Origin of the sequence: Streptomyces sp. NBC_00631, from assembly GCF_045206895.1 — a bacterium.
Lineage (GTDB): Bacteria > Actinomycetota > Actinomycetes > Streptomycetales > Streptomycetaceae > Streptomyces.
Window position 1 is genome coordinate 3,210,380 of sequence record NZ_CP107734.1, and the last position, 18,782, is coordinate 3,229,161.

The window sequence follows — 18,782 nt, forward strand, 5'->3', positions numbered from 1 at the left end:
CGACTGTCCTTGACCGGTCACCGCCCTAACCTCGACCCGAACTCGGGTATCCCCGGAGCGGGTTGGGGGCATCACGTCTCCACCGGACGCGCAATCGAGGAGGGGCCTCGTGCATGAGCCCGCGTACCAGGCGGACGTCGTCGTCGTGGGAGCCGGTATCGCCGGACTCTCCGCGGCTCATCGGCTGAACAGCGCAGGAGTGACGACCGCGGTCCTGGAGGCCGCCCCTTACGTCGGCGGCCGTATGTCGACCGAGAAGGTCGACGGCTTCCGGCTGGACCGGATCGGACAGCTCCTGTCCACGTCCTACCCGGAACTACGGCTGGCCCCGGGGCTGGACGCCCTGGTTCTGCGCCGGTACGCGCCCGGCGTGCTGCTGCATCGCGACGGGCGCAGGCACCGGGCCGGCGCTCCGGCGGGCGGCGGAAGCGCGAGGGGCGCACTGTACGCCGTGCGCGCCCTGGCAAGCGCCCCCAGGGGCGGCTCGCCGGTGGCGCCGGCGCGGGCGACCGCGCCGATGGGCGGAGCGGTCGACCAGGCCCGCCTGGGTGCCGCGCTGGGCCGCCTCGCCGGCACTCCCGTCGAACGGATCCTGGCCCGTCCCGAACTCCCCGCCGCCCACGCCCTCGCGGAGCGCGGGGTGCCCACCCGGACGGTCGACGGCTTCCTGCGCCCGCTGCTCGCGGCCCTCCTCAGCGACCCGGAGCTGACGACGTCCAGCCGCTGCGCGGACCTCGCCCTGCGCTCCTTCGCGAGCGGGCGGCTGTGCGTGCCGGAGGGCGGCGCCGAGGTCCTCCCGGAGCTCCTCGCCCGCACCCTGCCGCCCGGCACGGTCCACACCGGCGTACGGGTCACGTCGGTCTCCACCACCTCGGTGACGACGGCCGAACACGGCGAGATCCGCTGCCGTGCGGTACTGCTGGCGACGGACGCGAGGGCCGCCGCCGAGCTCCTCCCGGGGCTGCGCGTGCCGGACTTCCACCGGGTGACGGTGGTCCACCACGCGACGGACGAGCCGGCGGCGCTCACCACCGGGACGTCCCTCCTCCTGGACGCGGACCGGGGCGGACCCGTCTCGCACACCTCCGTCGTCAGCAACATCGACCCGAGCCGGGCCCCGCAGGGCCGCGCCCTGATCTCCTCGACGCTCCTCGGCAAGCCCCCCTCGGACGTCGACACGGCGGTCCGCATGCACCTGGCCCGCCTCTACGGCACGTCGACGCACCGCTGGGAGACCCTCGCGGTCCACCACACCCCCGAGGCCATCCCCGCCATGCGCCCCCCGCACGACCTCCGGCGCCCCGTCCGCCTCCTCGCCGGCCTCTACGTCTGCGGCGACCACCGCGACACCAGCACGGTCCAGGGAGCGTTGCATTCGGCCCACCGGGCAACGGCGGCGATCCTGGCGGACCTCGGCGCCTCGGGCTCGATGCACAGCGCGGAGCCTCTGCAACGCCGGGCAGCGTAAGCGCGGCCACGACCACGGTCCGGCACCGCCGGGCCACGACAGCGCCCCGAAAGGGGCGCGGGGAACTGCGCGACCAGCCACGACGGCACCGCACCAAGCCGACCACCACCGCCCGCGACGGCGACGGTGCCGCCGGAGAACGCCGTCGTGGCTGAGCACCGCCGCGGCGGAGAAGCTGTGCGGCGACGGTGAGACGAGCAGAACGTCAGCTCAACGCGGCGACCTTCTCCCGGTACCCCTTCACCGGCGCCGCGTCCTTGTACGGCTCCAGGCGGCGTTCGAAGTCCCTGACGTACTCCGTCGCCCGTACCGAGCGCATCTCCGCCGCCGCCCCCGCCGCCTCCACGCCGAGCGCGCACGCCTGGTCCAGTTCGCCGAGGCCCAGGCGGGCCGTGGCGAGGACGACCCGGCAGAACAGGCGGCTGCGCGCATAGGAGGGCGCACGCAGCTGCAGCGAGCGCTCCGCGTGCTGGGCGGAGGCCCGGAACTGCTGGAGGTCGCGGTGGCAGTGGCCGAACTCGTCGGCCAGTTGCGCCTCGTCGAAGAAGCGGGCCCAGTAGGGGACCTCGTCACCGGGCCTGGCCGCCTCCAGGGCGCGCTCGGCACGGACCAGGGCCCCCGTGCTGGCGCGCACCTCGCCGAGGACCCCGTGTGCGCGGGCCTCGGCCGCGTGGAGCAGGGCCTGGACGACCGGCGGGGCGCTCGTGCCGACCCCCTGCTGGGCCACCCGGGCCAGTTGCACCGCTTCCCGGCCGTGGCCGAGGTAGACCGCCTGGCGGCTCATGGTGACGAGGACGTAGGAACCGTAGGCCCGGTCCCCCGCCGCCTGGGCGAGCCGCAGCGACTGGACGAAGTAGCGCTGGGCGAGGCCGTGCGCGGCGATGTCGTAGGACGTCCAGCCCGCGAGCCTGGTCAGGTCGGCCGCGGCGCCGAACAGCCTGCGGCCGGTCTGCTCGCCGTACGTGCCGCGCAGCATCGGCTCGCACTCGTGCTCCAGATAGCGGACGAGGGCCTGCCGGGCGTGGCCGCCGCCGTACTGGTCGTCGAGGGAGCGGAACAGCTCGCCGACCGAGCGGAGCGCGGCGATGTCGCCGCCCGTCACCCGCTGGCCCGGCCCGCGCTCGGCCTGCCCGCGCGGCCGCACCGGTGCGAGCGGCACCTGCCTGGGCGCGGCCGGCCGGGTCTGCGCCGGCACCCGGGCGACCGCGGGCGCCGCCGGCTCGCCGCGGGCCACCTTGTCGTCGGCGCGGCCGATCAGCCAGTCCCGGCTGGGGACCACGAGCCCGGCCGGGGTGAACGCGATCTTGCGGAGCTCGGCGTGGCTGCCGGAGTCCTTGCGCCACAGCCCGCCGACGATGTCGACGGCCTCCTCGGGGGTGGCGGCGAACTCCAGCCCGGCGTACACCGGGGCGCACGCGTCGAGGCCCAGGTCCTGGGCGGTGAGCCGGCGGCCGAGGCGCCGGGTGAAGACCTCGGCGATCAGGGCGGGAGTGGTGCCCCGGGGCTGCTGACCGCGCAGCCAGCGGGTGACCGACGTCTTGTCGTATCTGAGATCCAGCCCGTGTTCGAGTCCGAGTTGGTCGACGCGACGGGCCAGACCCGCGTTGGAGAACCCCGCTTCTGCGATGAGCGCGGCGAGCTGGCGGTTGGGGGTGCGCTGCGCGGGACGGTCCGTCATCTGGGGTGCGGTCTCCTGCCTTCTGGGTCAGCTCGGTCGCTTGTGCCCGGATTGCCGGTGAGCAGCCCTTTTGGCGCTCGTGGACGGCGCGAATGTAGCGGAGAGTGAGCAGTCGATCGCACATCTCGACATTCATTCATCCGATCGTGTGAGGATTAACCCCGGGGCTGACGCGTGACGGGCGGACGTACAGTGGCTTGGGCGCGTTATGTGCCTGACACACCCATCGCCGAGGGAGGCGCTTGCCGTGAGTGAGTTGCGGTTCGTCCGCATGGGGTTCGGCGCGGATGCCGTCGAGTACCAGGAGGCGTGGGACGAGCAGCGCCGGGTGCACGCGGCGCGGTTCGCCGACGAGGTGCCCGACACGGTCCTGCTGCTCGAACACCCCCCGGTGTACACGGCGGGCCGCCGTACCGCGGACAACGAGCGGCCGCTCGACGGCACCCCGGTCATCGACGTGGACCGCGGCGGCAAGATCACCTGGCACGGCCCGGGCCAACTGGTGGGCTACCCCATCCAGAAGCTCCCGCGCCCGGTGGACGTGGTCGCGCACGTACGGCGCCTGGAGGAGGCGCTGATCCGCGTCTGCGCCGAGTTCGGCCTGGAGACCACCCGGGTCGAGGGACGCAGCGGCGTGTGGGTGCTCGGCGACCCGGTCGAGCAGCGGCCGCAGGCCCTCGGAGGACTCTCCCTGGACTTCGACCCCCGGCTGACGGACGACGAGTTCGACCCCCGCCTCAACGGCCCGGAGTACGCCCCCTCCAACGCCGGCCAGCGCCGCGAGGACCGCAAGATCGCCGCGATCGGCATCCGGGTCGCCAAGGGCGTCACCATGCACGGCTTCGCGCTCAACGTGAACCCCGACAACAAGTGGTTCGACCGGATCATCCCGTGCGGCATCCGCGACGCCGGCGTCGCCTCCCTCGCGGCCGAGCTGGGCCGGGACGTGACGATCGAGGAGGTCCTGCCGGTGGCGGAACGGCACCTGAAGGACGTCCTGGAGAACGCGGAACTCAGGCCGAGGGTCGTCGAGAAGGCCCCGGCGGCATAAACCGGCCCGCCCGGCACTTGAGGACGAAGGGCGCCACAAACAGTCCGTCCGGCGTTCGAGGACGAGGCCGTTCAGGCCGAGGCGGGGGTCCGGGGGCGGCAGCCCCCGGCAAGGCCGGCACCCTCGCCGGGCAACAAATCAACGGGCGTACCCTTGGGATCGCCGAAGAATCAATCGCTAGGGAGCCGGTCGTGTCCGCAGTCTCACCCGACGGACGCAAGATGCTGCGCCTGGAGGTCCGCAACAGCCAGACCCCCATCGAGCGCAAGCCCGAGTGGATCAAGACCCGGGCGAAAATGGGCCCCGAGTACACGAAGATGCAGAACCTCGTGAAGAGCGAGGGCCTGCACACGGTCTGCCAGGAAGCCGGCTGCCCGAACATCTACGAGTGCTGGGAGGACCGCGAGGCGACCTTCCTCATCGGCGGCGACCAGTGCACCCGGCGCTGCGACTTCTGCCAGATCGACACCGGCAAGCCCGAGGCGCTGGACCGCGACGAGCCGCGCCGCGTGGGCGAGTCCGTGGTCACCATGGACCTGAACTACGCGACCATCACCGGCGTCGCCCGCGACGACCTGGAGGACGGCGGCGCCTGGCTGTACGCGGAGACGGTCCGGCAGATCCACGCGCAGACGGCACAGCGCGAGGACGGCCGCACCAAGGTCGAGCTCCTCGCCCCCGACTTCAACGCGGTCCCCGAGCAGCTCGCGGAGGTCTTCTCGGCCCGCCCCGAGGTCTTCGCGCACAACGTCGAGACCGTGCCCCGGATCTTCAAGCGCATCCGCCCCGGCTTCCGCTACGACCGCTCGCTCAAGGTCATCACGGCCGCCCGCGACTTCGGCCTGGTCACCAAGTCCAACCTCATCCTCGGCATGGGCGAGACCCGCGAGGAGGTCAGCGACGCGCTGCGCCAGCTGCACGAGGCCGGCTGCGAGCTGGTCACCATCACGCAGTACCTGCGCCCGAGCGTGCGGCACCACCCCGTGGAGCGCTGGGTGAAGCCGCAGGAGTTCGTGGAGCTGAAGGAGGAGGCCGAGCAGATCGGCTTCTCCGGCGTCATGTCCGGCCCGCTCGTGCGGTCCTCGTACCGCGCCGGCCGCCTGTACCGGATGGCCGTCGAGAAGCGCGGCTCGTTCGTCGCCGCGCAGGCGGTCTGACGGCCCGCACCGGCCCCTGCCGCCGAGCGTGTGAATTCACGCACAAACTACTACTGGCCAGTAATGACCGAATGGACGCGGTCCTGACCGTCCTCGCTGATGAGGGCGCACGTCAGGGCCGCGTCGGTGTTCCGGGCCCGCGCATCAAGGCTTCATGGGCGTTTGACCGGTCGGTCACGCCCTGGTAACACCGAACAGTGACCCTGGTATCACAGCACGTACACCCACTTCGAGGGGGACCTCCACCATGCAGGCCGCGCCCGTTCGCGCCACCGCGATCCCGTCCTTCACCGACGCGCTGCGCGCCGTCGAGTCGCTCCTCATGAGCGGCGGCCAGCGCACCGCACGCCAGAACGCCTGGACCTCCGTACTGGAGGACCGCCGTCGCGCCAAGGACCGGGTCGAGGCCCAGCGCTTCCTTGAGCAGGCCGCCGGCCGCTCCTGACGCCCCCTTCCACGGCCCTGTAGGGACACTGCCGTCGTCGGCACTCCCGGGGCCACGTAGACTTCGGGGCATGGCGAGGAAGGAACCCGCAGCGGACGCTGCGAATGCCGGACGACTGAAGCAGATCGTCCTGACGTACAAGATGACCCGCAAGGCCGACAAGACGATCGGTCTGGTGCTTGCCGGCGTCGGTCTCGGCACGCTCGCGGTCTTCCTCGTGATCGGCTTTTTGATCGGTCATCCGGTCTATCTGGGCATCCTGGGCCTGCTGCTCGCCTTCCTCGCGACGGCGATCGTCTTCGGCCGGCGGGCCGAGCGGGCGGCCTTCGGCCAGATGGAGGGCCAGCCGGGCGCCGCGGCCGCCGTTCTGGACAACATCGGGCGGGGCTGGACGACGACGCCGGCGGTGGCGATGAACCGCAGCCAGGACGTGGTGCACCGGGCGGTCGGCAAGGCCGGCATCGTCCTGGTCGCCGAGGGCAACCCGAACCGGGTGAAGACCCTGCTGGCCGCCGAGAAGAAGAAGATGGCCCGGATCGTGGCCGACGTGCCGGTGCGCGACGTGATCGTGGGCACGGGCGAGGGCCAGGTCCCGCTGAAGAAGCTGCGGACCACGATGCTGAAGTTCCCTCGTGTGCTGACCGGGCCCCAGGTGACGACGACCAACGACCGGCTGCGGGCGATGGGGGACCTGATGTCCAACATGCCGTTGCCCAAGGGGCCGATGCCGAAGGGGATGCGGATGCCCAAGGGCGGGCCTCGGGGGCGGTAAGCGGCGGTAAGCACGCCCACGAGCTCGGGCGCGGTGGTTGCGTTTGCGACCGCCGCGCCTTCGTGGTTTCTCGCGCCCACGCGGCGGAGCCGCATATCGGCACGGCCCCGCACCCCTTCGGGGCGCTCATGACACGCCACCGAACGGAGCATCCCGCCGTTTATCGGGTCATCTGCTCCTAATCTGCCCAATGTGACAAAACGCCATATCACATACCTCGCGTGCAGCGCCGCCCTGTGCGGCTCCCTTCTCGGTGCCGCTCCGGCGGACGCCACGCACCGCGTGCTGACCGTGCACCCGGGTGAGTCCATCCAGAAGGCGGTCGACGCCGCCGAGCCCGGCGACACGGTGATGGTGCTGGCCGGCACCTATCACGAGAGCGTCAAGGTGACCACGCCCGGCCTCACCCTGCGCGGCATGGGCGCGGACACCGTGCTCAAGCCGGCCAAGAAGGCCAAGAGCACCGCGAAGAAGGCCGCCGAGAAGTCCTGCGCCGAGATGGGCAACGGCATCTGCGTGGTCGGCGCCAAGAAGCAGGCCGTCGAGGACGTGACCATCGCCCACATGACCGTCACCGGGTTCTCCCGGATCGGCGTCATGGCCGTGGGCGCGGCCAACCTGCACGTGCACGGCGTGGCCGCCGTGAAGAACGGGCAGTGGGGCATCGCCGAGGAGCGCTCGGTCCACAGCACGTACCGCGACAACGTCGCCCGGAACAACGGTGACGCGGGCATCTTCCTCGCCAACTCCGTCACCACGGAGAAGGGCGCCGTCGACACCGACGGCACGGTCGTCGAGCACAACCTCCTGCAGGACAACAGGATCGGCGTCACCGTCCGCCGGCTGCGCAACCTCACCGTCGCGGACAACTCGGTGACCGGCAACTGCGCGGGCGTCTTCGTCGTCGGCGACGAGAACAAGCCGAAGGCCGGTCACCTGACCGTCGCCGACAACCAGGTCGTGAAGAACAACAAGTACTGCAAGAAGACCGCGCGGCTGGCCTTCCTGCAGGGCTCCGGCATCGTCCTGACCGGCACCGAGAACACCGTGGTCACCGGGAACACGGTCACCGGGAACTCCGGCAAGTCGCCGCTGTCGGGCGGTGTCGTGGTCTTCAAGAGCTTCGTGGGTGTCACCAGCGACAAGAACCAGATCACCCGCAACAAGCTGTCGGGCAACGCCCCCGCCGACCTGGTCAACCAGGAAGCCGCCAAGCACGGCAACGCCTTCAAGCAGAACACCTGCAAGAAGTCCAAGCCCGCGGGTCTGTGCTGACCTGACGGCCGTACGACACCTCACACGGAAGGAAGGCGGCACATGACCGCACCAGCACGCGACCTCCCGACGCCGGCCAAGGGGCTGGAGGAGGACGCTCCGCCGCCGTCGATGCGGCTGCGCGAGCTCGTGTTCGGGGCGGCCTGTGCCGCCGCCGTCCGCGCGGCCGCCCGGCTGCGCGTGGCCGACGCGCTCGGGGACGCCCCGATGACCGTGGAGTCCCTGGCGTCGGCGGTGAAGACCGACCCCAAGCCGCTGCGCCGGCTGCTGCGCGCCCTGTCCTGCTACGGCGTCTTCGCCGAGCGGCCGGACGGGACGTTCACCCACACCGAGACCTCGCGGCTGCTGCGCGAGGACGACCCGCACAGCCTGCGCCACATCGCCCTGTGGTGCACCGAGCCGTGGACCTGGGACGCCTGGCCCAAGCTCGACGAGGCCGTGCGCAGCGGCCGTAACGTCGTCGAGGACCTGTACGGCAAGGAGTTCTTCGTCTATCTGAACGAGGACGCGCCGGAATCGGCGGAGGTCTTCAACCGGGCGATGACCACGTCCAGCGAGCAGTCGGCCCGGGAGGTCGCCGCGCTGCTCGACCTGTCCGGCAGCCGGTCGGTCGCGGACCTCGGCGGCGGGCAGGGGCATGTGGTGGCCTGTCTGCTGGACAAGTACCCGGCGATGAAGGGCTACCTGCTGGATCTGCCCAAGGTGGTGGAGAAGGCGCTGCCCCGGCTGCGCGAGGGCGGGGACCTCGCGGACCGGGCACTGGTCGTGCCCGGTGACATCCGGGAGGCCGTACCGGTCGACGCGGACGTCTACATCATCAAGAACATCCTGGAGTGGGACGACGAGTCCACCGCGCGGCTGCTCGCCAACGTGGTCGCGGCGGGCGGGCCCGGGGCCCGGGTCGTGGTGATCGAGAACCTGGTCGACGACACCCCGTCGATGCGGTTCAGCACCGCGATGGACCTGCTGCTGCTCCTGAACGTCGGCGGGGCCAAGCACACCACCGACAGCATGGTGCGCCGGCTGACCGAGGCGGGCCTGAGCGTCAACGACATCCGGCCGGTCAACCCGTATCTGCACGCCTTCGACTGCACGGTGCCCGCCTGAGACGGCACCCCCGGCATGCGCCGGTGCCGGGCCCGCGTCGTGTGCGGGTCCGGCACCGTTGGCGTACGGCGTTACGCGGGGTCACGCGCCGCCGTCGCGCTCCCAGAGGTAGAAGCGCTGGGCCATCGCGTCCTTCGGGGAGCGCCAGGTCTCCGGGTCGTACGCGCTGACGTACGCCGTGAGACGTTCGCTGATGTCCCGGAACTCGGGGTGCGAGGTGGCCTTGGCGATGGCCGGTCCCGGCTCGCGCTCGGACTCGACGAGGTGCATGTACACATCGCCGAACTGGAAGAGGCTGCGCCGGACCACCCCGACGAGGTGCGGCAGCTCTCCCCGGTCGGACTCCGCGAACACCTTCGCGATGTCGGGGGCGGAGCCCGGTGCCATACGGGCGACGATCAGGGCCTGGTGCACGGTGTCTCTCCTGTTCGTACGGCTCGCGCGGGTCAGTCGGCCAGGGCCGGGTCGGGGCGCCGGCCGGTGGCGGCCTTCTCGATCTTGTCCCGGATCAGGGCCATCTGGACCTTGGAGTTCCTGTTGATGTTGTCGGTCATCCAGTCGTCGTCGACGGGGGCCTCCGGCTTCATCGCGAAGTCCTGGGTCCAGACCATCCGCGTGCCGGCGGGCACCTCCTCGTACTGCCAGAGGATGTCCATGTGCGCGAACGGCCCGGTCTCGACCCGGCGGGCCTTGACCCGGAGGTTGCGGCGGTCCGCCTCGCGCTCGGAGACCCAGCTCCACACCTTGCCGTTCTCGTCGGGGTGCATGGTCAGCCGGAAGGTGACCTTGTTCCCGTCCTCTTCGAGGATCTCGGCGCTGGCGTACTCGCTGAACAGCTGGGGCCAGTTGGCCACGTCGTTGGTCATGTCCCAGACCAGGTCGACGGGGGCGGCGATGGTGATCTCGTTCTGGGTGTGTCCGGTCATGTCAGGCTCCCGCGGGCATGGCGCTGTTGACGAGGTCGAGGAACTGGCGGGGCGTCCTGCACCGCTCGGCGTCCACCGGCATGGGCACGCCGTGCCGGTTCTCCAGCTCGCCGACGATGCCGAGCAGGCCGAGCGAGTCGACGCCGAGGACGTCGAAGCCGCTGTCGGCCCGGTCCTGCAGGTCGGCCGGGGAGACGGTGACGCCGGCCGCCTTCTTCATGAGTTCGGACAGTTCGTCCACGGTGATGCTCATAGCAACTCCTTCTGCTTCGCTGCTGGGCAGCTGGTGTGTTCGACTCACCCGGCCGCGCCGTGGCGCAGCACGAGCGCCGAGTTCGACCCCATGAGGCCCCGGCTGAGCACCAGTGCCGTGCGTGGCCGCGCGGCTCGGGCGCTGCCGGTCACGAGGTCGAGGTCGTGGCAGATGTCGAAGACGCCCGGGGTCGGCGGGATCAGCCCGTGCTCCATCGCCAGCACCGCGGCGGCGGTGTCGAGGACGGGGGCCGCGCAGTAGCCCCGGCCGATCCCGGCCTTGGGCGCGGTGACCGGCACCCGCCTGCCGTGCCCGCCGAGGACGTCGGTGATGGCCAGCGCCTCGGCCCTGTCCGCTTCCGGCACGCCGAGGGCGTCGGCGAAGACCACGTCGATCTCCTCGGGGGCGCAGCCGGCCTCGGCCAGCGCCCCGCGGATCGCCTGGGCGAGCCCGGCCCGGGACTCGGCCCAACGGGAGGCGCCGGTGAAGGTGGACGCGTGGCCGTCGAGGGTGGCCCGTACCGGCAGTCCGCGTCTGCGGGCCGAGCCGGTGTCCTCGACGACGAGCATGGCGCCGCCCTCGGCCGGCACGAACCCGCAGGCCTGCTCGGTGAACGGGCGGTAGGCACGGGCCGGGTCGGTCTCCCGGCTGAGCTCCTCGTAGCCGAGCTGGCAGACCACCGAGTACGGAGCTATCGGCGCCTCGGTGGAACCGGCCACGATGACGTCCGTACCGCGGCGCACCGCGCGGGCGGCGTGGGCGAGGGCGTCCAGGCCGCCGGCCTCGTCGGCGGCGACCACCGAGCAGGGTCCCTTGAAGCCGCGCCGGATGGAGATCTGGCCGGTGCTGGCCGCGTAGAACCAGGCGATGGACTGGTAGGGGCCGACGAACCGGCTGCCCTTGCCCCACAGTTGCTGGAGCTCGCGCTGGCCGAACTCGCCGCCCCCGGAGCCGGCCGCGGTGACCACGCCGACGTCGAACGGCGAGCCGTCGGTGTCGGCGCGGCCGAGGCGGGCGTCTTCGAGGGCCAGGTCGGCCGCGGCCATGGCGAAGTGCGTGAAACGGTCGGTCTGGACGATGAGGCGTTCCTCGACGGCGGCCGCCGGGTCGAAGTCGCGGACTTCTCCGGCCACCTTCATGGGCAGGTGCTCGCAGCCGTCGCGGGTCACCTTGTCGAGGACGTTGCGTCCCTCCTGGACGGATTTCCAGAAGGTCTCGGTGCTGGTTCCGTTGGGCGCGACGACACCGATGCCGGTGACGGCCGCCCGCCGAGAACGGGGTTCGCTCATCGTGTCCGTCCTCTCTGCCGGGTCAGGATCACCGCGGACTGGAAGCCGCCGAACCCGCTGCCCACGGACAGGACGCCGCCGAGGCTGCGTTCGCGGGCGACGCGCGGCACGTAGTCGAGGTCGCACTCGGGGTCGGGGGTCTCGTAGTTGGCGGTGGGAGGGACGACCTGGTGGGCCAGGGCGAGCACACAGGCGACGACCTCGATCGCGCCGATGGCGCCGAGCGAGTGGCCCACCATGGACTTGATGGAGCTCATGGGCGTGCTGTAGGCGTGCTGTCCGAGCGCCTTCTTCACGGCGGCGGTCTCGTGGCGGTCGTTCTGCCGGGTGCCGGAGCCGTGCGCGTTGACGTAGTCGATGGCGGTGGGGTCGAGGCGGGCGTGGTCCAGGGCGGTCTCGATGGCGCGGGCCATCTCCAGGCCCTCGCTGGTGAGACCGGTCATGTGGTAGGCGTTGCCGAAGGTGGCGTAGCCGTCGAGCCGGCAGTAGATGTGCGCGCCGCGGGCCCTGGCGTGCTCCTCCTCCTCCAGGACGAGCACCGCGCCGCCCTCGCCCATCACGAACCCGTCCCGGCGGTTGTCGAAGGGGCGGGAGGCGTGCTCGGGGTCGTCGTTGTTCGGGGAGGTGGCCTTGATCGCGTCGAAGCAGGCCATGGTGATCGGGGAGATCGGGGAGTCCGAGGCGCCGGCGATGCAGATGTCGGCGCGGCCCTCCTGGACGGTGTGGAAGGCGTAGCCGACGGCGTCCAGGCCCGAGGTGCAGCCGGTGGAGACGGTCTGCACCGGACCCTGGGCGCCGAATCGCTCCGCCACCGCGGAGGCCAGGGTGCTCGGGGAGAACGCCCGGTGCAGCTGGGGCTGCGCCTGCCGGTGGTCCACGTCCCAGCGCCGGCCCGCGCCGCTCACCAGGACGTAGTCGTGCTCCAGGCGGGTGGTGCCACCGACCGCCGTCCCCAGGGAGACCCCGATCCGCCAGGGGTCCTCCCGGCCGAGGTCGAGCCCGGAGTCCCGGACCGCCTCGTCACCGGCGACCAGGGCGAACTGTATGTAACGGTCGGCCCGCTCGATCTCCTCGGCGTCCAGGCCGTGCGCCGCCGGGTCGAAGTCGCACTCGGCGGCGATCCGCGACCTGAGGCCCGAGGGGTCGAAGAAGGTGATGCCGCGCGTCGCGGTCCGGCCCGAGGCGAGCAGATCCCAGAACGCCGGTACGCCCACACCCCCCGGAGCCACGATGCCTATGCCCGTAACCGCCACGCGCCGGGTCACGACCGGACCTGCCCCACGGCGACGGCTTCCGTCTCCTCGGTGTCGACGTGGCCGAGGCTCGGGCGCGGGGCCAGCGGGCCGAGGTGGAAGACCATCCGGGCCTCGACGTTGCCCACGTTGCGGAAGCGGTGCTTCATGTTGATGGGAATCATCAGCCCCTGCTCGGGCCGCAGCGGATGCGGTTCGCCGTCCAGGTCGACCTCCATGTCGCCGCAGACGACGTACACGAACTCCTCGGAGTACGGGTGGTAGTGCTCGGCGATGCGGTCGCCCGGCTGCACGATGGCCACACCCATGAAACCGCTGGTGGAACCCACCGTGGCCGGGGTGAGCATGGCGCGCAGATCGCCGCCGCGCCGGGTGTTGGGCTCGACCTCGCTGAGGTCCACGATCTTCGGAATGGGCTGCATGTCTGCGTTCCTCCGTGGGGGTGATGCGACGGTGAAGGGTCAGGCGTCCGGTGAGCGGCGGTCGGTGATGAGCTGCATCCGCACCGCGTCGCCGTCCAGCAGGGCGGTCAGCGCGTGGGCCGGGGTGACGTCCGCGGGGGTGCCGGGCCGCTGCTCGACCAGGCGGACGACGACGTCGTCGCGCTGGAAGACCGTGCTGTGCAGCACCGCGCTCGCCGGGTCCTCGGCCGCGGCCTCGTCCTGCTGCGCGAGCAGTTCCGCGAGCCGCATCCCGCAGCCGGGGCGGGCCGGGTAGTAGAGGGCGTGCCGCTCGCCCTCGGCCAGTTCCTCGGCGCTGACGTGATGGACGGCCGGCAGCGCCGCCCGGGTGAAGAACACCCGTGCGGACTCCTGGTCGTCGAGGTCGCGCTCCTGCTCCAGGTAGGGGTTGATGGCCTCCTCGACGGCCCGCACCTCGGGCTGCCGGGCGACGTGGCGCAGGGCGGCCATCAGGTCGCCGCGCACCTCGATGGCCCGCACCACCCGGTTGCCGTGCATGAACAGGGAGGTCCGGCAGAGCCGGGTGGAGTCGTCGACCTTCGCCTCGGGCGAGGCGTAGTCCGCGAGGATCTTCGCGACCTTGGCCTCGCTTCCCGGCGTGACCGTGAAGGTGAGCGCGTGGCGGATCACGCCGTCGCCCATCCGCGGGTTGGCCTGCAGGACGCGTACCGCGTCGGCCGACGGGCCGCCGGTCTCCCGTACGACGTGGAAGCGGAGCGAGCGGGTGTCGCGGACGCAGTTGTGCAGCGGCTTGACCATCTCCACGTGCTCCTCGCTGTTCACCCAGGCGAGGAACGGCGGGGCGCTCTCCCACTCGCTGGTGATCAGCCACTGCGAGGGGTTCTCGATCGACTGGCAGAGCTGGTCGCTGACATGTCCGGGCACCTGGGCGACCTGGCTGCACAGCTGCTCGTAGGCCTCCAGGAACTGCTGCTGCGCGCCGTCGTGCACGTCCACCAGCAGGACGACCCGCAGCCGGGAGCCGTCGAAGACGGACTGGGAGACCCGTGTCGAGACCGGGCGGGTTGTTCGGGTCGGCTTCTTGGAAACCTTTTCCGAGATCGTCGTCATGCTTCGCACATCTCCTTCGCGGGGGCAGCGGCCTGCGCCTTCGCCGATGACGCGGCGTCAGCGCTTCTTGATCCTGTGCCGGTCCTCCGAAGCGCGCGACTCGCGTGAACCAGGTGGGTGATTGAGCACGCGGAACCCCTCCGGAAGGGGCCCGGACGGGGCATGGACGTTCCAACGCACCTGACGCACCAACACCCGCCTCTGGAGTGCCCGATGCACCAGAAAACCGATCACCAGGTCCCCGTCCTCGTGGTGGGCGGCTCCCTAGTGGGCCTGTCCATGTCCCTCTTCCTGGGCCGACTGGGCGTCCGCCACATGCTCGTCGAGAGACACTCCGGGACCTCGGTCCACCCACGCGGCCGGGGCAACAACGTGCGGACGATGGAGCTGTTCCGGAGAGCGGGCATCGAGCCGGACATCAAGGCCGCGGCCTCCCTCCTCGCCGACAACCACGGCATCCTGCAGACCCCGACGCTGGTCGGCGACGCCGGCGAATGGCTGTTCAAGGAGATCGACCCGGGAGGCGGACTCGCGAGGTTCAGCCCTACGGGTTGGTGCCTGTGCAGCCAGAACGACCTCGAACCGGTGCTCCGCCGGGCAGCCGAGTCGCTCACCGGCGAGCTGCGCTACTTCCACGAGATGGAGTCCTTCGAACAGGACCCCGAAGGAGTGACGGCGTACGTCCGCGACCGTGACTCCGACCGGATGTACACCGTCCGCGCGGACTACCTGGTCGCGGCCGACGGCCCGCGCTCCCCGGTCCGCGGCCGGCTCGGCATCGGCCAGACGGGCCCCGGCGACCTGTTCGCGAACGTCAGCATCACCTTCCGCTCCAAGCTGCTCCAGAACACGGTCGGGGACCGCCGCTTCATCTGCTGCTACCTCACCGACCCGGAGGCCGACGGCGCCCTTCTCCCCGTCGACAACAAGGAACGCTGGGTCTTCCACGCGCCCTGGCACCCCGAACGCGGCGAGACCCTCGACGAGTTCACGGAGGAGCGGCTCACCCGGCACATCCGGCGGGCCGTCGGCGTCCCCGACCTCGACGTCGAGATCACCGGCCGGGCGTCCTGGCGGGCGGCCGAACGGGTCGCGGAACGCTACTCCGACCGGCGGGTCTTCCTGGCCGGCGACTCCGCGCACGAGATGTCCCCGACCGGTGCCTTCGGCTCCAACACCGGCATCCAGGACGCCCACAACCTGGCCTGGAAACTGGCGGCGGTCCTCGACGGCTGGGCCGGCCCCGGGCTCCTCGACTCCTACGACGCCGAGCGCCGCCCGGTCGCCCTCGCCACCAGCGCCCGCGCGTCCGCCCGCTCCGTCGAGCACAGCCACCCCGGTTTCGCGCCCGCCCCCGGCGTCGGCGCCGACCGGCGCGGCGGCATCCTCAACATCGTCCTCGGCTACCGCTACCCGAAGGGCGCGGTCGTCGGAGCCGACCCGGACCAGCCGCTCGTACCCGATGGGATGAACCTCACCGGCCGGCCGGGCAGCCGGGCCCCGCACCTGTGGCTGCGCCGCGCGGACGAACGGCTCTCCACGCTCGACCTGTACGAGCGGTCACTGGTCCTGCTGAGCGACGCCGACTCGGCCGGGGGCGCTGCGTGGCACGCGGCCGCCCGGCGGATCGCGGACACGGAGCGGCTACGGCTGGACACGTACCGGATCGGGGCGGCGGGGACGGCGGCCGACCTCGTGTACGACACGGAGGGCGGCGACTGGGCGACGGCGCACGGCACGACGGCGGACGGGGCGGTGCTGGTGCGCCCGGACGGCTTCGTGGCGTGGCGCTCGGAGGGAGCGGCGCCCGACCCGGAGGCAGAGCTGCGGGAGGTACTGGCGCGGGTACTGCGGAGGAGGTGAGCGGGGGGGCGGGGACGCTCACCGGCGCTGGCAGGGTGAAGCTGACGCGACTGCGGCGCCCCGTCAGGGGCGCGGGGAACTGCGCGGCCGGCCACCACGCGCCCGCAGCCGCCGACGACGAGACGGGACCCGGCAGACCGCGGGGCGACGCCGCCCTGCCGGGCCCGGAGTCAGATACGGACCTCGACGGTCCTGGCCAGCCGGTCGTGCAGCCCCCTGCCGTCCCGGTCCCAGACCAGTGCCGGGATCGCGACGCACAGCAGCGCCGTGCGGGCCAGCGCACGCAGCGGCTGCACCCGGCCCGTCCCGACGCCGACCACCCGCAGCCGGAACAGCCGCTTACCCGGCGTGAAGCCGATCGTGCCCACGGTGAGGACTCCGAGGACGAAGAAGATGAGGAGGGCCCAGTTGCTGGTCGCCGGGGTGTAGCCGTGAGTGATCAGGCCGTATGCGATCAAGACGCACAGCGCCCAGTCCACGGCCAGCGCCGCGAGCCGCCGCCCCGGGCGGGCGATGGAGCCCGGCCCGTCCTGGGGCAGACCCAGCTGCTCGCCCCGGTACCCGAACTCCGCGCCGGCCTCTTCCATGGCCGCGCGGGGCCCGGAGAGCCACGATCCGATTGCTTGCCTGTTGTCCACCCGTCCACGGTACTGGGCCCGGCCCGGCCCCTGGGTCGGCGGGGTACCACGGGCTACGGTGGAACCGGGGCCGGTTAACTTCAGCGAAACAAATGGGTCACGCCCGAGAAATCACCCGTCCCTAGTGTCGAGGACAGCGTGTGCCACCGCACTGGCCGCACGAACGAACTACCACCCCGGCACGGGAACGGCCGGGAGTAGGAGGAGCTGGATGTTCCAGAACGCCGACGAGGCCAAGAAGTTCATCGCGGACGAGGACGTCAAGTTCATCGACGTCCGTTTCTGCGACCTGCCGGGCGTCATGCAGCACTTCACGCTGCCCGTCGAGGCGTTCGACCCGGACGAGGAACTCGCCTTCGACGGATCGTCGATCCGTGGTTTCCAGGCGATCCACGAGTCCGACATGGCGCTGCGCGCGGACCTGTCGACCGCCCGGGTGGACTCCTTCCGCCGGGACAAGACCCTCAACATCAACTTCTTCATCCACGACCCGATCACGGGCGAGCAGTACTCCCGTGACCCGCGCAACGTGGCGAAGAAGGCCGAGGCGTACCTGGCGTCCACCGGTATCGCCGACACCGCGTACTTCGGCCCCGAGGCCGAGTTCTACGTCTTCGACAGCGTCCGCTTCGCCACCTCGGCGAACGAGAGCTTCTACCACATCGACTCCGAGGCCGGCGCCTGGAACACCGGTGCGCTGGAGGACAACCGCGGTTACAAGGTCCGCTACAAGGGCGGCTACTTCCCGGTCCCGCCGGTCGACCACTTCGCCGACCTGCGCGCCGAGATCTCCCTGGAGCTGGCCAAGTCCGGCCTCCAGGTCGAGCGCCAGCACCACGAGGTGGGCACCGCCGGCCAGGCGGAGATCAACTACAAGTTCAACACGCTGCTCGCCGCCGCGGACGACCTGCAGCTCTTCAAGTACATCGTGAAGAACGTGGCCTGGCGCAACGGCAAGACCGCGACCTTCATGCCGAAGCCGATCTTCGGTGACAACGGCTCGGGCATGCACGTGCACCAGTCGCTGTGGGCGGGCGGCGCCCCGCTCTTCTACGACGAGGCCGGTTACGCGGGTCTGTCGGACACCGCCCGCTACTACATCGGCGGCATCCTGAAGCACGCCCCGTCGCTGCTCGCCTTCACCAACCCGACGGTGAACTCGTACCACCGCCTGGTCCCGGGCTTCGAGGCGCCGATCAACCTGGTGTACTCGCAGCGCAACCGTTCCGCCGCGATGCGTATCCCGATCACGGGTTCGAACCCGAAGGCCAAGCGCGTCGAGTTCCGCGCGCCCGACTCCTCCGGCAACCCGTACCTGGCCTTCTCGGCCCTCCTCCTCGCGGGTCTGGACGGCATCAAGAACAAGATCGAGCCGGCCGAGCCGATCGACAAGGACCTCTACGAGCTGGCTCCCGAGGAGCACGCCAACGTCGCCCAGGTCCCGACCTCCCTCCCGGCCGTCCTCGACTCCCTGGAGCGCGACCACGAGTTCCTGCTCGCCGGTGACGTCTTCACGCCCGACCTGATCGAGACGTGGATCGACTTCAAGCGCACCAACGAGATCGCCCCGCTGCAGCTGCGCCCGCACCCGCACGAGTTCGAGCTGTACTTCGACGTGTGATCGGCGCCTCCCCGGCGGCCCGGCGCCCCCGTCCCTGTTTCTCAGGACGGGGGCGCCGTCGTATCGTGCCCCGGTACTGATGTTCGAGACGGGGGTACGGGGTGTCCCAACAGGACAACGAGGAGCAGGAGTTCGACTTCAGGTGGGCCGCCGAGGCGGAACACAGGGAGCCGTCCGCGCGGGCGCGCATGCTGGCCGCCCGGTGGCGGGAGAACCCCCCGGACCCGGCGCCGTTCCGGGCGGATCCGGGACCGGTGGCCCCGCGGCGGTCGTCGTGGGTGTCGACGGCGATCGTGCTCGGCTGCGTGGCGGCGGTGATCGTCCTGCTGGGGTACATACAGACGCGGTCGCCGTACTGAAGAAGCCCCGCACAAGCGCCCCGGAAGGGGCGCGGGGCTGTATCCGACATGCGGCTCCGCCGCGTGGGCGCGAGCAGCCCCCACGGCGCCGCACC

The 18,782-nt window shown here is 71.4% G+C and carries 19 protein-coding genes; 10 read left to right on the plus strand and 9 right to left on the minus strand.

Annotated elements, in window-relative coordinates:
• The first annotated feature begins 109 nt into the window (after nt 1-109).
• Nucleotides 110-1,468, plus strand: a complete 1,359-nt coding sequence (locus tag OHB00_RS14725; protein ID WP_406435015.1) for an NAD(P)/FAD-dependent oxidoreductase — start codon at nt 110-112, stop codon at nt 1,466-1,468.
• Between the two features lie 205 nt (nt 1,469-1,673).
• Here the strand turns inward: OHB00_RS14725 and OHB00_RS14730 are convergent, their stop codons facing one another.
• The gene (locus tag OHB00_RS14730; protein WP_406435017.1) at nt 1,674-3,146 is read right to left on the minus strand and encodes a regulator; all 1,473 of its coding nucleotides are present in this window, start codon (nt 3,144-3,146) and stop codon (nt 1,674-1,676) included.
• 247 nt (nt 3,147-3,393) lie between these two features.
• Between OHB00_RS14730 and lipB the strand changes: the two genes are divergently transcribed.
• From lipB to OHB00_RS14760, 6 genes are all read left to right on the plus strand, one after another.
• Nucleotides 3,394-4,197, plus strand: coding sequence for a lipoyl(octanoyl) transferase LipB (gene lipB / locus OHB00_RS14735; protein WP_406435019.1), 804 nt, complete (start codon nt 3,394-3,396; stop codon nt 4,195-4,197).
• Nucleotides 4,198-4,388: 191 nt separating this feature from the next.
• Nucleotides 4,389-5,354 carry a lipoyl synthase gene (gene lipA / locus OHB00_RS14740; protein WP_406435021.1) on the plus strand — a complete coding sequence of 322 codons (966 nt, stop codon included), beginning with the start codon at nt 4,389-4,391 and terminating at the stop codon, nt 5,352-5,354.
• A gap of 247 nt (nt 5,355-5,601) precedes the next feature.
• Nucleotides 5,602-5,799 (plus strand): hypothetical protein, encoded by a 198-nt coding sequence (locus OHB00_RS14745; protein WP_181806529.1) that lies wholly within the window; start codon nt 5,602-5,604, stop codon nt 5,797-5,799.
• Between the two features lie 70 nt (nt 5,800-5,869).
• Nucleotides 5,870-6,571: a DUF4191 domain-containing protein gene (locus OHB00_RS14750; protein WP_406435023.1), complete on the plus strand. Its 702-nt coding sequence runs from the start codon at nt 5,870-5,872 to the stop codon at nt 6,569-6,571.
• 192 nt (nt 6,572-6,763) lie between these two features.
• Nucleotides 6,764-7,846, plus strand: a complete 1,083-nt coding sequence (locus OHB00_RS14755; RefSeq protein ID WP_406435025.1) for a nitrous oxide reductase family maturation protein NosD — start codon at nt 6,764-6,766, stop codon at nt 7,844-7,846.
• 42 nt (nt 7,847-7,888) lie between these two features.
• Nucleotides 7,889-8,953, plus strand: a complete 1,065-nt coding sequence (locus tag OHB00_RS14760) for a methyltransferase (RefSeq protein ID WP_406435027.1) — start codon at nt 7,889-7,891, stop codon at nt 8,951-8,953.
• An 81-nt stretch (nt 8,954-9,034) separates the two neighbouring features.
• Here the strand turns inward: OHB00_RS14760 and OHB00_RS14765 are convergent, their stop codons facing one another.
• Genes OHB00_RS14765 through OHB00_RS14795 form a run of 7 tightly spaced genes read right to left on the minus strand, consistent with a single transcriptional unit; the run spans nt 9,035 to nt 14,206 of the window.
• Nucleotides 9,035-9,367: a TcmI family type II polyketide cyclase gene (locus OHB00_RS14765; protein WP_406435029.1), complete on the minus strand. Its 333-nt coding sequence runs from the start codon at nt 9,365-9,367 to the stop codon at nt 9,035-9,037.
• 32 nt (nt 9,368-9,399) lie between these two features.
• Entirely contained in the window at nt 9,400-9,879 is a 480-nt protein-coding gene (locus OHB00_RS14770) for an SRPBCC family protein (protein WP_406435031.1), read from the minus strand.
• A gap of 1 nt (nt 9,880) precedes the next feature.
• Nucleotides 9,881-10,132 carry an acyl carrier protein gene (locus tag OHB00_RS14775; protein ID WP_189260620.1) on the minus strand — a complete coding sequence of 84 codons (252 nt, stop codon included), beginning with the start codon at nt 10,130-10,132 and terminating at the stop codon, nt 9,881-9,883.
• Nucleotides 10,133-10,176: 44 nt separating this feature from the next.
• Nucleotides 10,177-11,421, minus strand: a complete 1,245-nt coding sequence (locus OHB00_RS14780; RefSeq protein WP_406435033.1) for a ketosynthase chain-length factor — start codon at nt 11,419-11,421, stop codon at nt 10,177-10,179.
• Complete coding sequence (locus tag OHB00_RS14785; RefSeq protein ID WP_406435035.1) at nt 11,418-12,686, minus strand: beta-ketoacyl-[acyl-carrier-protein] synthase family protein; 1,269 nt, start codon at nt 12,684-12,686, stop codon at nt 11,418-11,420. Before OHB00_RS14785 ends, OHB00_RS14780 begins: the two co-directional genes overlap by 4 nt.
• Nucleotides 12,683-13,096, minus strand: coding sequence for a cupin domain-containing protein (locus tag OHB00_RS14790; protein WP_406435037.1), 414 nt, complete (start codon nt 13,094-13,096; stop codon nt 12,683-12,685). Before OHB00_RS14790 ends, OHB00_RS14785 begins: the two co-directional genes overlap by 4 nt.
• A 39-nt stretch (nt 13,097-13,135) precedes the next feature.
• Complete coding sequence (locus OHB00_RS14795; RefSeq protein ID WP_406435039.1) at nt 13,136-14,206, minus strand: SchA/CurD-like domain-containing protein; 1,071 nt, start codon at nt 14,204-14,206, stop codon at nt 13,136-13,138.
• Nucleotides 14,207-14,419: 213 nt separating this feature from the next.
• Between OHB00_RS14795 and OHB00_RS14800 the strand changes: the two genes are divergently transcribed.
• Nucleotides 14,420-16,069, plus strand: coding sequence for an FAD-dependent monooxygenase (locus OHB00_RS14800; protein ID WP_406435041.1), 1,650 nt, complete (start codon nt 14,420-14,422; stop codon nt 16,067-16,069).
• Between the two features lie 170 nt (nt 16,070-16,239).
• On the opposite strand, the gene OHB00_RS14805 is transcribed toward OHB00_RS14800, so the two are convergent.
• Nucleotides 16,240-16,707, minus strand: a complete 468-nt coding sequence (locus OHB00_RS14805) for an RDD family protein (protein WP_406435043.1) — start codon at nt 16,705-16,707, stop codon at nt 16,240-16,242.
• Between the two features lie 211 nt (nt 16,708-16,918).
• On the opposite strand from OHB00_RS14805, the gene glnA reads away from it, so the two are divergent.
• Nucleotides 16,919-18,328, plus strand: a complete 1,410-nt coding sequence (gene glnA, locus OHB00_RS14810) for a type I glutamate--ammonia ligase (RefSeq protein WP_360515319.1) — start codon at nt 16,919-16,921, stop codon at nt 18,326-18,328.
• Between the two features lie 101 nt (nt 18,329-18,429).
• Nucleotides 18,430-18,687, plus strand: coding sequence for a hypothetical protein (locus OHB00_RS14815; protein ID WP_406435045.1), 258 nt, complete (start codon nt 18,430-18,432; stop codon nt 18,685-18,687).
• The last annotated feature ends 95 nt before the right edge of the window (nt 18,688-18,782 follow it).

Bases quoted from the DNA above. Each gene is read 5' to 3' on its own strand.
- OHB00_RS14800 (WP_406435041.1), top strand. From the start codon at position 14,420: ATGCACCAGAAAACCGATCACCAGGTCCCCGTCCTCGTGGTGGGCGGC.
- OHB00_RS14760 (WP_406435027.1), top strand. From the start codon at position 7,889: ATGACCGCACCAGCACGCGACCTCCCGACGCCGGCCAAGGGGCTGGAG.
- OHB00_RS14780 (WP_406435033.1), bottom strand. From the start codon at position 11,421: ATGAGCGAACCCCGTTCTCGGCGGGCGGCCGTCACCGGCATCGGTGTC.
- OHB00_RS14795 (WP_406435039.1), bottom strand. From the start codon at position 14,206: ATGACGACGATCTCGGAAAAGGTTTCCAAGAAGCCGACCCGAACAACC.
- OHB00_RS14770 (WP_406435031.1), bottom strand. From the start codon at position 9,879: ATGACCGGACACACCCAGAACGAGATCACCATCGCCGCCCCCGTCGAC.
- OHB00_RS14790 (WP_406435037.1), bottom strand. From the start codon at position 13,096: ATGCAGCCCATTCCGAAGATCGTGGACCTCAGCGAGGTCGAGCCCAAC.
- OHB00_RS14775 (WP_189260620.1), bottom strand. From the start codon at position 10,132: ATGAGCATCACCGTGGACGAACTGTCCGAACTCATGAAGAAGGCGGCC.
- OHB00_RS14750 (WP_406435023.1), top strand. From the start codon at position 5,870: ATGGCGAGGAAGGAACCCGCAGCGGACGCTGCGAATGCCGGACGACTG.
- glnA (WP_360515319.1), top strand. From the start codon at position 16,919: ATGTTCCAGAACGCCGACGAGGCCAAGAAGTTCATCGCGGACGAGGAC.
- OHB00_RS14745 (WP_181806529.1), top strand. From the start codon at position 5,602: ATGCAGGCCGCGCCCGTTCGCGCCACCGCGATCCCGTCCTTCACCGAC.
- OHB00_RS14730 (WP_406435017.1), bottom strand. From the start codon at position 3,146: ATGACGGACCGTCCCGCGCAGCGCACCCCCAACCGCCAGCTCGCCGCG.